Annotated in this window: 10 protein-coding genes; 4 read left to right on the top strand and 6 right to left on the bottom strand. The window is 45.6% G+C overall.

The features are described 5' to 3' along the window. Positions 1-96: 96 nt before the first annotated feature. The 4 genes from dxs to JGK22_RS09105 all read left to right on the top strand — a co-directional run bounded on the left by dxs (position 97) and on the right by JGK22_RS09105 (position 3,984). Positions 97-2,004, top strand: coding sequence for a 1-deoxy-D-xylulose-5-phosphate synthase (gene dxs, locus JGK22_RS09120; protein ID WP_293206449.1), 1,908 nt, complete (start codon positions 97-99; stop codon positions 2,002-2,004). 69 nt (positions 2,005-2,073) lie between these two features. Further along, entirely contained in the window at positions 2,074-2,391 is a 318-nt protein-coding gene (locus JGK22_RS09115; protein ID WP_293191057.1) for a hypothetical protein, read from the top strand. After that, positions 2,388-2,756 carry an aspartyl protease gene (locus tag JGK22_RS09110; protein ID WP_293191059.1) on the top strand — a complete coding sequence of 123 codons (369 nt, stop codon included), beginning with the start codon at positions 2,388-2,390 and terminating at the stop codon, positions 2,754-2,756. The genes JGK22_RS09115 and JGK22_RS09110 overlap by 4 nt, the downstream gene beginning before the upstream one ends. Before the next feature lie 7 nt (positions 2,757-2,763). Continuing rightward, complete coding sequence (locus JGK22_RS09105) at positions 2,764-3,984, top strand: NAD(P)/FAD-dependent oxidoreductase (RefSeq protein WP_293206451.1); 1,221 nt, start codon at positions 2,764-2,766, stop codon at positions 3,982-3,984. Between the two features lie 287 nt (positions 3,985-4,271). Here JGK22_RS09105 and JGK22_RS09100 read toward each other — a convergent pair whose 3' ends face one another. The 6 genes from JGK22_RS09100 to JGK22_RS09075 form a co-directional block, all read right to left on the bottom strand. Then, positions 4,272-6,758 carry a sulfotransferase gene (locus tag JGK22_RS09100; RefSeq protein ID WP_293196825.1) on the bottom strand — a complete coding sequence of 829 codons (2,487 nt, stop codon included), beginning with the start codon at positions 6,756-6,758 and terminating at the stop codon, positions 4,272-4,274. 173 nt (positions 6,759-6,931) lie between these two features. Beyond that, the gene (locus JGK22_RS09095; protein ID WP_293180950.1) at positions 6,932-9,004 is read right to left on the bottom strand and encodes a Wzt carbohydrate-binding domain-containing protein; all 2,073 of its coding nucleotides are present in this window, start codon (positions 9,002-9,004) and stop codon (positions 6,932-6,934) included. Then, the gene (locus JGK22_RS09090; protein ID WP_293180947.1) at positions 9,005-9,796 is read right to left on the bottom strand and encodes an ABC transporter permease; all 792 of its coding nucleotides are present in this window, start codon (positions 9,794-9,796) and stop codon (positions 9,005-9,007) included. Beyond that, the gene (locus JGK22_RS09085) at positions 9,793-11,037 is read right to left on the bottom strand and encodes a glycosyltransferase (RefSeq protein ID WP_293180944.1); all 1,245 of its coding nucleotides are present in this window, start codon (positions 11,035-11,037) and stop codon (positions 9,793-9,795) included. The genes JGK22_RS09090 and JGK22_RS09085 overlap by 4 nt, the downstream gene beginning before the upstream one ends. A gap of 237 nt (positions 11,038-11,274) precedes the next feature. After that, a complete protein-coding gene (locus JGK22_RS09080) occupies positions 11,275-12,591 on the bottom strand; it encodes a glycosyltransferase (RefSeq protein WP_293180941.1) in 1,317 nt (438 codons plus the stop codon). A gap of 238 nt (positions 12,592-12,829) precedes the next feature. Continuing rightward, a complete protein-coding gene (locus JGK22_RS09075; protein ID WP_293180935.1) occupies positions 12,830-14,029 on the bottom strand; it encodes a glycosyltransferase in 1,200 nt (399 codons plus the stop codon). Between the last annotated feature and the right edge of the window lie 398 nt (positions 14,030-14,427).

Genomic DNA, 14,427 nt, shown 5'->3' with positions numbered 1-14,427 from the left:
GTAAAATATTCTAAGTTTGCGCGTACCGAACGCCGCAGGCTCAAACTATTATCTGTTAAGGATTCGTCCTAATTCTTAGGAGCGGGATTTTAAAATATGCATCTCAGCGAACTGACTCATCCAAACCAATTACACGGCCTGTCGATTCATCAACTCGAACAAATTGCCCGACAAATTCGAGAAAAGCATTTAGAAACAGTAGCCGCTAGCGGCGGACACCTTGGCCCAGGATTGGGTGTAGTGGAACTCACCTTAGCACTCTACCAAACACTCGACCTCGATCGCGACAAAGTTACCTGGGATGTCGGCCACCAAGCTTATCCACACAAGTTGATCACCGGTCGCTACAACAATTTTCACACCCTGCGCCAAAAAGACGGCGTTGCAGGCTATCTCAAGCGCTGCGAGAGCAAATTTGACCACTTCGGCGCCGGTCACGCTTCCACGAGCATCTCCGCAGCCTTAGGGATGGCGATGGCGCGCGACCTCAAGGGCGAAAACTTTAAAACTGTAGCAGTCATCGGCGACGGCGCATTGACAGGCGGCATGGCACTAGAAGCGATCAACCACGCGGGCCATATGCCGAAAACTAATGTGATGGTAGTGCTTAACGACAACGAGATGTCAATCTCGCCCAATGTCGGCGCAATTACTCGCTATTTGAACAAGATGCGACTCTCGCAGCCGGTGCAATTTCTCAAAGATAACTTGGAGGAACAATTCAAGCAAATTCCGTTTGTTGGCGAAACATTTACACCAGAAATGGAACGCCTTAAAGAAGGCATGAAACGGTTAGCCGTGTCCAAAGTTGGAGCCGTAATTGAAGAATTAGGCTTTACCTACATGGGCCCGGTAGATGGACACAATTTGGAAGAGTTAATTGCTACTTTCAAACAAGGTCACACCATCCAAGGCCCTGTGTTAGTTCACGTGGTGACGGTGAAGGGCAAAGGATATGCGATCGCCGAAAAAGACCAAGTAGGATATCACGCCCAAAACCCATTTAATTTAGCGACTGGCAAGGGCATTCCTTCGACTAAGCCCAAGCCTCCAGCTTACTCGAAAGTCTTTGCTCACGCCCTGGTTAAGCTAGCAGAAAATAATCCAAAAATTGTTGGGATTACTGCGGCAATGGCAACGGGAACTTGTCTAGACAAACTTCAGGAAAAACTCCCGAAACAGTACATTGATGTCGGTATTGCCGAACAGCACGCTGTCACATTGTCGGCTGGTTTAGCCTGCGAAGGAATGCGCCCGGTTGTAGTAATTTACTCGACCTTTTTGCAGCGGGGATATGACCAAATAGTTCACGATGTCTGCATCCAAAACTTGCCAGTGTTCTTCTGTTTGGATCGCGCTGGGATTGTCGGCGCCGACGGCCCCACGCACCAGGGAATGTACGATATTTCCTTCTTGCGCTGTCTGCCAAATATGACAATTATGGCGCCAAAAGACGAGGCAGAATTGCAGCGGATGGTAGTCACTGGCATCAACCACACGACAGGCCCGATCGCGATGCGTTACCCGCGTGGTAACGGTTACGGCGTGCCTCTGATGGAAGAAGGTTGGGAAGAATTGCCGATCGGCAAAGCGGAAATCCTTCGCAACGGCGATGACGTGCTAATCTTAGGTTACGGTTCAATGGTGTATCCGGCAATGCAAACCGCCGAGATGTTGAGCGAACATGGCATTGAAGCAACTGTGATTAATGCGCGTTTTGTCAAGCCTTTAGACACCGAATTAATCTTACCTTTGGCACAGCGAATCGGCAAAGTTGTCACGATGGAAGAAGGCTGTTTAATGGGTGGCTTTGGTTCAGCAGTAGCCGAAGCTTTGATGGATAACAATATCCTGGTTCCATTAATGCGCTTGGGTGTACCTGATACATTGGTGGATCATGCTACGCCTGAGCAATCCTTTGCAACTTTGGGATTGAATCCGTCGCAAATGTGCGATCGCATTTTAGCAACATTTAGCCGCCAAAAGTCACCAGTTAGCGTCTAATTAGCTAGAATTGTAGGGTGGGCACTGCCCACCTTACTTCAGCTTTACTGCACAAAAGGAGAATCAACAATGACTAACGTGAAGCCTAATCGTACAGTACGGCGCGGAAGGTTATTCCCCGAAATTCAGTGGTCAGAAGAAAAGAAAGCGCAGTGGCGCGCTGAAAGAGAAGCATTTTATCAGCGCTGCAAACCAACATTCGATCGCCTAAAACCAGAATTGATTAAAACCCACTACAACTGGTATATGGCAGTTGAACCCGACAGCGGGGACTATTTTATCGACAAGGATGATATGGTGGCCACCAAAATGTGCCGCCAGAAACACCCAAATGCTATCCCGTTCATGTTCCGCATCAACCCTACAGGGGTTTGTGGCACGATATGATTCAAGGCACATTTGGTAATGAGGATGAGCTATTTTTTGAAATTGAATTGATTGCTGATAACGGCTTAGAATTACCTGTTGATGCTCTGCTAGATACAGGTTTCTCGGGCTGGCTAGCAATGGATATTCAGGATTTAGAGGGACTTGATTGGATTTATATTAGACGACAAAAAATGCGAACAGCTAAGGGAGAATTTAATTTCGACCTTTATGCAGGAAAAATCAGAATTGACAATCAAGAATTCGATATTCCTGTTCACGTAGGTGACGGAGTACCGGAAATTTTAATCGGCCGGCAATGGCTGAAAAATCGGCGCTTGGTAGTTGATATTTCGGCGGGTGTTTTGACATTAGAAGCGAATTAATAGCAAGATGACTTTAAAAAATTTTGATATAGTAATAGTAGGAGCCGGCCCAGCAGGAGGCCACTGTGCAAGAATTCTAGCCAAATCCGGCCGCAATGTCTTGCTTGCAGAACAAAACGACAATTTTAATAAAAATGACTTTTCCAGCGCCGCCACACCTTTAGAAACCCTCTCTCAATTCGATTTACCCGAATCAGTTATCGGCAGTTTTTGGCACAAACTGACTATTGAAACTAGCAAAGTTAGTCAAACTTGGGAATCTCCCGAAAGTTTGGGAGTTGTACTCAACTTTGCAAAATTTAGAGCATTTTTAGCCGACGAAGTTGAGCGATTTGGCGGTGAAGTTTGGCTGGGTTGTCGCTACACCGGACATTCGCAAGCCAACGGCGAAACTACAGTAGAATTTAAACAGTTATCTGACGGGCAACTTATCAAAGTTAGCACGAAAGTCTTGGTTGATGCTACTGGCTTTTCGCGGGCAATTATGTACGACAAGGAAAATGATAAGCCTAATTTTTTGTCGGGAACCGGCATTGAATATTTAATTGAAGTCGAACCGGAAATTTACAATAAATATGCCAATGATTTAATCTTCTTTTTGGGTGATAAATGGATGCCGAAGGGTTATTCTTGGATATTTCCTATGGAACAAAATAGACTGAAAGTTGGTGCGGGACGCATTTTTTTAGATGCCAAAACGGTTAAGCATTTGTCACCGATTAAACAGTATATTGATTTGCTGATTGATGAATATCTGAAGTCTAAAAGTTATAAAATTATTGACAAACACGGTTCGACGCTGAAATACAGTCGCGGTTTGCAGGATATTTATTGGAAGGATAACATAATTGCGATCGGCGATACTGTCTCGACAGTAAATTTTCTGGGAGGCGAAGGGATTAGACACGGGATGGATGGTGCCGAAATCGCTGGGAAATACATTGAACAATATTTGGAGGGGGAAATCTCGGATTTTGCGGATTATGAGACCCAAATGCATCGCAAGTTTGATAGGAAATGGAATATTTCGGAAAGGTTGGCGGTGAGAAAGTATATTGATGATGTTAATGATGAATTGACAGATAAAATGATTTCTTATTTGAAGTACATGAAAACTAAAGATGTGATGGATATTTTATTTGATTATAAGTTTGAGAAGATTTCCAGAGGATTTGGCGGTTATTTGCGACGTAAATTTCAGGGATTGATGCAGCAATTTCACTTGTAGGGTGCGTCAGTTGAAAGATTTTTGATTGAGTTGAAAATATCTGGCTGACGCACCTTGTTGCAGCAATTTCCCTTGTAGGGTGCGTCAGTTGAAAGATTTTTGATTGAGTTGAAAATATCTGGCTGACACACCTTGTTGCAGCAATTTCACTTGTAGGGTACGTCAGTTGAAAGATTTTTGTTGAGTTGAAAATATCTGGCTGACGCACCTTGTTGCAGCAATTTCACTTGTAGGGTGCGTCAGTTGAAATGTTTTTGATTGTCTTAAAAATCTCTGGCTGACGCACCCTACAAATATACACATCTACGAACCAATTCCCAGAAATTTTCTGCTGTTACTTGAAGGCGGGGTAGCGACATTAAAGAATCGTGAAAATTGCTCGTACTCCATCTATATGATACACCGAAACTATACCCACTTGCTCCGATTAAATGCGCTACAATTTCATCGACATTCCCGTAGGGATAGGCAAAAACTCTCACAGATTTCCCTAATCCCCGTTCCAAAGTTGCGCGGGATTTCGCCGCTTCGCGCACAATTTCGGTGGGGGACAATGAAGTCAGAGGCTGATAGGTGGCAGACATGGAACCAAATTCAATCCCTGCATCCCGCAATTGTCTAATTTCCGGCCATTCCATTAACTGTACTTGTTCAAATTCGGCTTTTTCCCAACTATTTGTCTTTCCTATTGACTCGGCTACTAGAAAAACAGTGGCTGTAAAGTCAAAGCGTTTTAGTAAAGGGAAAGCGTAGGTTAAAAAGTCGAGATAGCCACCGTCAAAAGTTATTAATACAGCTTTACCTGGTAAAGGAGTTTTAGTTAGTTTTGCATTTTGCCAATCTTCCCAAGTTGCACTGTAATAACCATTTTCTTTCAGATACTGCAACTGTTGTTCAAAAACCTGCGGAGTAATTGCATTTAAACCATCGGGAGAAATGCGACGGTAGGCGAGAATCGAGAGTTGTTCTGTAATGCTATCATTGTCAAATATTTGAGTTTTCACTGAGTGAGAAACTTCTCGGTAAGGCGATTTTTGCCAAATGATTTCTGGTGCGTAAAATACTTGCTTTGGTAACTCGTTTTCTCTGGGAATTTGGATTATCACTTCCCCTGCGATTGCTGCTGATTTCGTTAATTCCCGCAGCGCCTGGGCTGGGAGTGCGGCGCGGCGGCTGATACTGGTTCCTGTTGCACCACATCGCCTACCGAACATCACCGCATCTTGGGGGTAAATGCCCCTAGAACCCTTTGCATTCAACCAGTCGGGCAGATTCGACCTTTGTTGTGCAGTAGAGGTTAAGCGCGATCGCAACGATTGCTTATTATCTAACGGTTTTCCCAACAAAGCTTCTCGCACGGTGGCGACGCACAACTCAAAACCGATATTTCGAGTAATTGTCGATCGCACTTTTTGAGCAGAAACAAAGTTATTTTCCACGGTAACGGTTACAATAGCGATCGCCACACCGCCTACTGTCACCAGCACGTCAATTTCAGCAAGCTCAACTTTTATATTAGTCAATTCTTCGCTAACTTCCACAGCAATCAAGTCTCCATCGAGAGTGATTGTGACTGCTTCATCGACGGTTTCGGGATTGTAAAAATTAGCCTCAACCCAATTAGGACGATTCCAGATTTCTTGTAAAAATAGCGTCCATTCCAGTTGGGGAGTTTCTGGATTGTCTTGAAAGAAGCGTGAAAGTATTGGCCAAGCAAACTGGGCTGCGATCGCATCTGCCAACACCGTACCCGTCACAATCCCGTCACAGACTGGCAATTCAATAAGGGACTTGCGTAGAAATAAGAGCCCAGCCATGCTATTGTATTGTCGAAGGAGCAGCCAAAGGATTGGTATAGTATTAAGCTCCAAATCCCTAACTTCGAGTTCAACACCTGCTAACTTGATTGTACAGCAAACGCGATTGAATATTTGTGGAACCTTAATATCCGAAATTAATTCGCTCACCTCCACCGTAACCTTGTAGGCAATTCTCGAATTTACCCACTCGATATGAGTTAGAATATTTTTAATTTCACTATCTTTAAAAACTCGATGATATTTGTGAACCTTAGTGCTTTGAATATCCCTGGCAATTCCTTGATGCCAAGGTAAATTCAAACTCAGCTTAGCTGCTTTTTCCTTATAATTAATCAGCATTCCAGCATCATACTCAATTCCAATAAAATTACAAATATCCTCTAGAACTAACTTTTTGTTTTCTACAAGATCTTCATATCTAACCAAGATATGATTAGATTTATCAAGATAGTTATGGCTAGTTAATACTGCATATTTCCATCCCTCGATACAGCGATCTAAATCCCAACCACCGCCCCACAATTCGTTAAAATCCCGAGTGGCTTCATACATAGAAGCGATGCAATCCATACTATTTCGCAAAATATGTATAAACTTAACATCTGGCAAAAAGCGGTCTATATCCTCAATAAAATATATGTGTTCCGGCGTTTTTTCCAACCAAATGCTTTTGTTCTGTTCCGCAGCCAAACCATCCAAAACTCCGACAAACCAACTAACTTTAGCTTCCACACTTTGATTGTCATCAAAACCTTGCAAAAGTTCAGGGCGATTAATCTCATCATTAAAAAAAGCTTCCATCCTGCTTGGCAACTTTGCCGCAAACTTCTCGTACAATAAATAGTGAAAAAACTTAGATTCAGGAAAAGAAATAACTTCAGGATGAGCCGCTAATAAACTCTGAAGAATTGTAGTACCGCTTCTTGGAGCTCCTACTAAAAATATTCGTTGCATTGTTGATTTTATATTAATAAACTGGCGATCTAATTTTTTTCGTGGAGTGGGGGCGGGTTTATCTAGATTGTTGGTAAAAATTAAATATGGTTGGTTAACCCGCCCCTACAGGAATTATGTTTTACCGTATTAATCCGCGTTAATCCGCGTTCATCTGCGGTTTCACAAACATCCTAACTCCAACTAAAATCTTCCTTCAACAAATCAGAAAGCTCCTGATTGTAAGGCTTAAAATAATTGGTTAATTCTTGTTCTATTTCCGGAGGCATATTACTGTAATCTTCGGCACTATTACCCTGATATTCTTTGACAGCACTCGCCTTAACATCCAAGAATTCTAACACCTCTGAAAACACATCTCCCGGATTTTTTTGAAAATCTTCGCTTTTGATAATTAGCAACTGTTCCCTGGGAAAATAATCGAGCCAATTCTTGATTTGTTCGACATAAATTCCTCTCGACAAGTAGGAATAATGCTGGTGGTTGAAACTGTAATAGCCTTCATCGGCTTTGAATTTTTCGATCTCACCTTTGAGTCTGTCTGGTTCAGATGCGATCGCCTTTTCAAAATCCAGCTTTTCACAGCCGATCGCCACTTCTAAATGATAGTGCATCCACGCTCTTTGTACCGGGTTGCGGAGCATCACAATCAGCTTAACATCCGGGAAACACTTGTAAACCCGCTCGGCCACCAACGGATGGTAAATATAGTAAGGAGTCATCTCCCACAGCAGCACTTTGTCACCCGCAACACTCCGCGTCAACTGCTTGCTGTACCACTCAACACCGCGCTCGAAATTCAATTCAAAAAAGTGTACTTGCTTAGCACCTTCTTTGATATTTTGCAAGTGATTTTCTAGATAGCCGTATAAAGCCTCGGTGCTGCACTTTTGAGCGCCCAGAATTAAAAAGTCAGGTGACTGCTTATTTTTCAACTGAGTGGAAATCTTGGCGTAGCTGGGATTATTTTTGTTCAAAGCGTGAACTTTGTCAGTTGTTTCTGGCAAATCCAGCACCTCCATTTTGCCGTCAAACTCCCAGCGGTAGGGCGGACAAAGGATCGTTTTTTGGTGTACAGTCGATCGCACGTACAGCGGATAAACGTGCCAGTGATAATCGTAAGCGTAGGCCCAACTCTTCTCGTAAACCCCAGGATTCACGTAATACTGCCCGTTTCCTAAATCCAGCCTGTCTACGTGCAGCCGGATTTTGCCTTTACCTTTCGCCAGCGGTATCAACCGGCCCATTTGATTAGTATTAGTCTCAAAACAACTTTGACCGTCTTCCCGACTGATTGTCACCCCAAAAATTGCAGCATCAATCGATTTGGGAACCGTGTAATGAATTTCAATAGTAATCGTATCGCCGCTGTCTATTTCCTCATCCGGCAACACTTTGACATCCGTAATTTCTACTTCCAAAGAACCGAAACGGTTTTCATTAACACGCAATTCCGAGCCTGTACTTGTGACTTCAGGAGGACGCATGGGAGTGCGCTTTTCTGTTTCCGATCGCATTTCCGATAAATACTGACCGGCTACAACTTCCGGCTCTCCGTAAGCCTGGATTTTACCATCCCGCAGCCACAAAGCTCGATCGCACAATTTCTGAATTTGTCCAGCATTGTGAGAAATTAAAACAATCGCACAACCTTTAGTTTTAAACTCGGCTATCTTGTTCAAACATTTAGTTTGAAAAGCCACATCACCAACCGACAAATGTTCATCAATTAAAAGCACTTCCGGATCGGTGTGTACCGCTACCGAAAAAGCCAGCCGCATTTGCATCCCCGTACTGTAAGTTCGTAGGGGGCTGTCAATAAACTGTTCTAATTCTGCAAATTCAACAATATCAGAGAAGCGGCGCGTCGCTTCCCGGTGAGTTAAACCAGCTACTACCGCACCCACAAACACATTTTCTCGCCCTGTTAAATCCGAGTGAAAGCCTGCACCCAAATCCAACAAACCGCCAATTTTGCCATTGACTTTAATACTTCCTTCCTCAGCACGGCCGATACCTCCAATCAGTTGCAGTAGTGTCGATTTTCCTGCTCCATTTTTGCCAAGAATTCCCAGCATTTCCCCAGGAGAAACACTAAAACTCACATCTCGCAAGGCCCAAAAATGTGCTTGTGGCTTCATCCGCCACCACCCCCACAAAGCAGCCTCCATAATCGTAAAAGGTCGATCGGCACTGTAGCTGTTGAAACGCTTGCCTAAACCTTTAATCACAATTGCTTGACGCATTTACAATTCCTCCACAAATCGATCGCTTTGCCGTCTAAAAATTCCCAGTCCGATCGGCAAAAGAGCAGCTACTACTACACTCACAATTAATAATGCCATCCAATCAGGCTGCGTGCCTCTGAGCAGTACAGCTCGGTAAGCTTCAATCAACGGCACCATCGGATTCAACTGATAAAATATCAGATATTCTTTCGGGACGCTGTTGAGGTCGTAGAAAATTGGAGTCAGATAAAAAAGCATCTGCAACAGTACGCCTAGAGTGTGCTGAGTGTCCCGGAAAGTAACGTTCAAAGCAGCGAGGGGATAAGCCAAACCGACTGTCAAAAAAAACTGAATTACCAGCAGCACTGGCAAAAAAAACAGCACTGAATTCGGCTGCAAACCGTCAATTATCAGAAATATCATTAAGACTGGGAGCGCCAGTAAAAAGTGAATTAGCCCTGTTGCTGTTGTGACTACAGGCAAAATGGCGATCGGAAAATTTGGCTGTCTAATTAAAGCGCGGTTGCTGGTGATTAGTCCTGTTGCTTGAAATAAGGCACTTTGAGTCCAAGTCCAAATTAATAAACCACTGAAAGCAAACGAAGAATATTTTGGAATGTTGATTGGAATTACCGATCGAAACACAAAAGAAAAAACCGCCAACTGCAACAGTGGATTGATCAAAGTCCAAGCAATCCCCAGGGCCGATCGCTTGTAGAGTAGTTTCATGTCGCGATCGACCAACTCGCGCAGCAAATCAAAGAAATGAGCGACTTGGCGCCTGTAAACCAGTTGTCCTGCATTTCTCACTGGACACCCCCAGCTATTACCTGCGGTTCAACTTCCTGCGATTCCTCTTCAGCAAGGGCCACCAACTGCCGCGCTTGCAACTGAGCTTCTCGGTAAGCAAAAGGACTTTGCAAAGCCCCCAGCAATTCGCTGACTACGAATTTGCGGGGAAGTTTGCCAGGATTCCGCAAGCGGCGCAGCAGCCACCAACCCAACCACTCAAACACGACAAAGTGCACAAGTTGGGCGCGCCCTACGGTACGGTTGCGATCGCAAGTCAGCAAATAAGCCCCAAAACTGCGCCCGTTATCCTGTAACTGTCGGCTCAAAGCTTTGTCGCTGCGCCGGTGCAAGTGCCACACCAAAGTGCTCGGATCGTAAAAAGTCGTATATCCCTTCGCCAAAATCCGGTGAAACATCTCGACATCGCCAGCGCCGCGTGTCGCCGTCCCCACATCAAGAGCCACGTCAAAGTTGCCCACAGCCTCAAAAATTTGGCGGCGGAAAGCCATATTTGCTCCAACGCCGTAATTGCAAGCCCACAGCAAATCTTTCACCGAAAGTTTGTTACCTTCAACTTTGAATTTGTGTAAATATTGCAGCATTCCGCCGTAAACCAGCTCAAATTGCTGTTGGGGCATGGTTTCCAGTTCCGCAGCCGAGACTAAACCGCTGACGGCCATGACTTCGGGATCGGCAAAGCCAGCAGCAATTGACCGCAGCCAACCTCGATCGGGTCGCGCGTCGTCGTCGGTAAAAGCAATAATTTCGTGGCGGGCTTCCGCGATGCCGCGATTTCGTGCCCAGTCCAATCCTGGCCGTTCCTCTTTGACGTAGCGTACAGGTAATCCCGCGACGTATTCGGCAGTTCTGTTGTTGGAGGGAGCGTTGTCTACAACGATAATTTCGCGATTGGGGTAGTCGAGGGCCAGCAGCGATTCCAGAGCGCCTTTGAGTAAGTCAGTGCGATCGCGCGTACAGATGACAACGCTAATTGGTGGCAATTCTCGATCGAACTCTGCGATCGGGGCTAACTGCTCTGCCAAACTCAATTGAATCAACGTCTTGCCCATCTGCTCGACAATTGTTTGTCGCACTCGATCTGCCGAGATTGTCTGTTCCCAGGGATTGTTATTAACATAGCCCCAGCCGATCGGGCGTCCTCGGTAGCGAACCAAGATGCGGACGCCTTCATATTTTTCTAGTCCCCTAATCGGATTTATCTGTTCAGTAAACTCGATCTCAAGCATTTTTATTGCCATAATTTCCTCCTAACTAAATATCCGACTTGGAATCTGGCACTTTTAGATTTTAGATTTTAGATTTTAGATTGATGGCAATTGTAATCTCAAATCGGCAATCCAAAATCGGATGGAGCATTAGGTATTTAGTATTTGTGATTGGCGATTAGGAAAATTACTAGCCATTAACATGAAGCACTAGCTATTAATTTCACTATTCCCATTACCTATTACCCCTTACAACTTACCAATTAGCAATTATTTAATTGCCAAAACACGATCTTCAAAAGCAAGTAAAGGTTGTGTTGCGATCGACTCAGAACTGTGTGGCATACCGTTAACCGCCATCGCTCTCGCCAGCGGTTCGGCTAAGTGCAGCGCCAGAATCGTTCGCAGGTGAACTCCCCGTAAAGGTTCGGCGCCAACTTCGGGAGGGATATGACCGATTGTCAGTTGGCCGTAGTAAAGGTAAATACCGGCGGGTCTTTCGGCATCAATCCTTTGTTCTGCTGCTTCCAAACCTTGCTGCAAATCGATTTCTATTTCGTTTTCTGCCAAATCCGCGCGGGCCGGGCCTTCTTGCAGAAAACTAGAAATGCCCGATCGAGTTTTCAATTCGTCTACCACACCACGGAAGTACCAGTAACCGCGCAATTTAGTGTTCAGCCACCGCCAAGTACCGCGCATCCGGACAGCTTCTAGTAAATCTAGCGATCGTCTCAGTCCCAACACCAGCAAATCTAGCGCGGCCGGCCAGTAAAAAACCAGGGCGACCAAAATCCGATCGACCAGAGAGTAAGGAGTTTCGTAATCCCCTACGTGCAGAGTAGGTCTGAGTTCTGGGTGCCTCTGACCCAGCAAGACATCGGAGCGGCCTTCCGCACGCGCGCGCCGAAAAGAGCGATCGAGGTTGTTAGTTTCGTGTTCGTAGTGATACCCGACTGCATCCGCTGCCACAGCAAAAGGTATATTTGCTTTGAGCAAGCGTAAGCCGAACTCGTAATCTTCATGGGCAGTGCCTTGGCCGAAGCCTGAATCGAAGCCTCCGGTGCTAGCAAACAGTTCTGCATCCAGAGAAAGGTTGCCGGTGAGCAAGTCTTGATAAGTGTGACGGTGAGCAGGCTGGCTCATCTCATAAAATTTTTCTTCCCACCAAGCCCGCACTGTTACGTCAAAGAATCTAGTCCCTCCCTGCAATTTAGGAGGATAAGGGCCGATTACCGCGCAGCCCGGACGCTGTTGGTGAATGCGTACATGACTTTCGACTAAAGGCGGAGTTGGTTCGATATCGTCGTCTATAAATATCAGCAGTTTTCCGGTAGCGGAGGCTGCTCCGGTATTCCGGGCGATCGAAGCAGCCCGACACTTTGCTTCAATAACCTGTATTTTAAACGGAGCTTGGTAGTCTTTGAGCATTGCCAAAGTATCGTCAATGCAGCTATCTGCAACTACCGTCACTTCGATGAGGTCGATCGGATAAGTCTGCGAGTGCAGGGCATCGAGAGCGCGCCGCAGCGAATAACTGCGGTTGTGACTGGGAATAATTACGCTAACAGTGAGATTTTCCCTGTTCATAATTGGTAATTGGTAATAGGAATTGGAAGATGGAAGATGGAAGATGGAAGATGGAAGATGGAAGATGGAAGATGGAAGATGGAAGATGGAAGAATCTCAGCTAATAACGTTCGCGAGCGGGGACGCTCGCGCTAATAACGTTCGCGAGCGGGGACAGCACTATGACTAATGACTAATGACTAATGACTAATGACTAATGACTAATGACCAATGACTAATGACTAATGACTACTGACTACTAACTACTAACTACTGACTTCCCTTTAATTTCTTGCAACCGTTTGCGAGAAGCAAAATAAGCCATCGGGCCGCCGATGCAGCCGCGAAGTTGAGCTAAGAGCAAGTCTTTTGGGATAGAGTCCGGTTTGTTTCGCAAAGAAGCAATCAACTCAGGCAGTTGTTTGTAGCGCAGCCATCCCCAGGCTAACAGCGGTATGCTAAACTCCCGATTTTTCACCAAAGTGCGCGTCCAGAAAGCGTAGACTCCAATTCCGTAGCAGTACATCGTTTTGCGCAAATCTTCCCAATCGCGCCGGTGACGATGCCAGCTTAGAGCCCTCGGTTCGTAGATAATGCGATAGCCCGCAGTCAGGATGCGGACATAAAGTTCGTGATCTTCCCCGCATTTTGCAGGCGTCCCCACACCCAAAGCTTCGTCAAATAGACCTACGCAGTCGATCGCGCTCTTCCGCAAAGCCATACTCGCCGAAACACCTATAGGAGCTACAATCAGCGGGTTGCAGTACGCCCCGTCGAAGATGACTCGCTGAAATCCACGTCCGTGGGGGCTGTAACGCTCGAACCATTCTTGAGCTTCAGTTTCGAGTTCCAAAGGCATTACCAACCCGGTGACACACATAACTCGCGGATCGCCGAAATTGTGCAAGAGCGATCGCAACCAGTTCGGATCTGGTACTGCATCGTCATCTGTCAGAGCGATAACTTCCCCCTTAGCTTCCAGCACAGCGCGGTTGCGGGCAGTGCTAGACCCCGCCACGTCTTCCCGCACGTAGCGGACTTTTGGGTAATTTTCGACCAGTTCCCTCGTAGCCTCCGTGGCGGGACAATTGTCAATTACTAAGTATTCCTGACCGTCGTCGGGCAGCCGCATCAACGCGTCGAGACAGCGCTGCAAATCTTCCGGGCGATCGCGCGTGCAAACCGCTACAGTGGCTGTGGGCATTGCCTGTACTGGCCCGCGTTCGTCCCATTCCAGGGTCTCGTAGAGCCAATTTTTCCACAGGTTATCGCCCACAGCATTCATCAGTGTTTCCCGCAATTGGGAGCCGTCTATGCGACCTCCGACTGCGGGTAAAGTCGCTTGACCGATCGGTTTTCCGTGCAGTCTAATTAAAACCAAGGCTTTGCTGTAACGCTCCTCAACCGCTATTTCTGGCGGTAGTTGGGAGATTTCCAGGTCGAGAATAGCTGTTGCCATTTTAGATTTTAGATTTTAGATTTTAGATTGCAGAATTGTGAATTTTAGATTGCTGAACAAGGTTCAAAAAAAACATCTATTCTCCGTATTTTACCGGATGTCTTTTAGCCAAAATTGTTGTACGAGATAGCAATTTATCAATGTCATACTTGTCGCTCACCGATCGCGAATCAAACATAAAGCCTCATTTTGGTGATTGCTGTTATTTATTTTTACTTTCTATCGTCGGCTGATGTCAAGTTTTTTTTCTACACAATTTTTACCGCCGAAGGCGATCGCACGTCCGGGCTGATGTCAATTGCAGGTGTTAATCGCCCATGCTGTCGAGGTGACGATAGAATATTTAGTCAAAATTTGGGCGAATTGAGACCTAACATTGAAAGGACTAAAGTCCTTAT

Source organism: Microcoleus sp. PH2017_08_TRC_O_A, from assembly GCF_020738665.1.
Lineage (GTDB): Bacteria > Cyanobacteriota > Cyanobacteriia > Cyanobacteriales > Microcoleaceae > Microcoleus.
Note: the sequence above shows the minus strand (reverse complement) of the source record. Positions and strands in the feature narration are given on the sequence as shown.

What these genes read in the sequence shown, in the direction of transcription:
- JGK22_RS09080 (WP_293180941.1), bottom strand. Translation starts at nt 12,591, where the DNA reads ATGAACAGGGAAAATCTCACTGTTAGCGTAATTATTCCCAGTCACAAC.
- JGK22_RS09100 (WP_293196825.1), bottom strand. Translation starts at nt 6,758, where the DNA reads ATGCAACGAATATTTTTAGTAGGAGCTCCAAGAAGCGGTACTACAATT.
- JGK22_RS09115 (WP_293191057.1), top strand. Translation starts at nt 2,074, where the DNA reads ATGACTAACGTGAAGCCTAATCGTACAGTACGGCGCGGAAGGTTATTC.
- JGK22_RS09075 (WP_293180935.1), bottom strand. Translation starts at nt 14,029, where the DNA reads ATGGCAACAGCTATTCTCGACCTGGAAATCTCCCAACTACCGCCAGAA.
- JGK22_RS09095 (WP_293180950.1), bottom strand. Translation starts at nt 9,004, where the DNA reads ATGCGTCAAGCAATTGTGATTAAAGGTTTAGGCAAGCGTTTCAACAGC.
- dxs (WP_293206449.1), top strand. Translation starts at nt 97, where the DNA reads ATGCATCTCAGCGAACTGACTCATCCAAACCAATTACACGGCCTGTCG.
- JGK22_RS09085 (WP_293180944.1), bottom strand. Translation starts at nt 11,037, where the DNA reads ATGGCAATAAAAATGCTTGAGATCGAGTTTACTGAACAGATAAATCCG.
- JGK22_RS09110 (WP_293191059.1), top strand. Translation starts at nt 2,388, where the DNA reads ATGATTCAAGGCACATTTGGTAATGAGGATGAGCTATTTTTTGAAATT.
- JGK22_RS09105 (WP_293206451.1), top strand. Translation starts at nt 2,764, where the DNA reads ATGACTTTAAAAAATTTTGATATAGTAATAGTAGGAGCCGGCCCAGCA.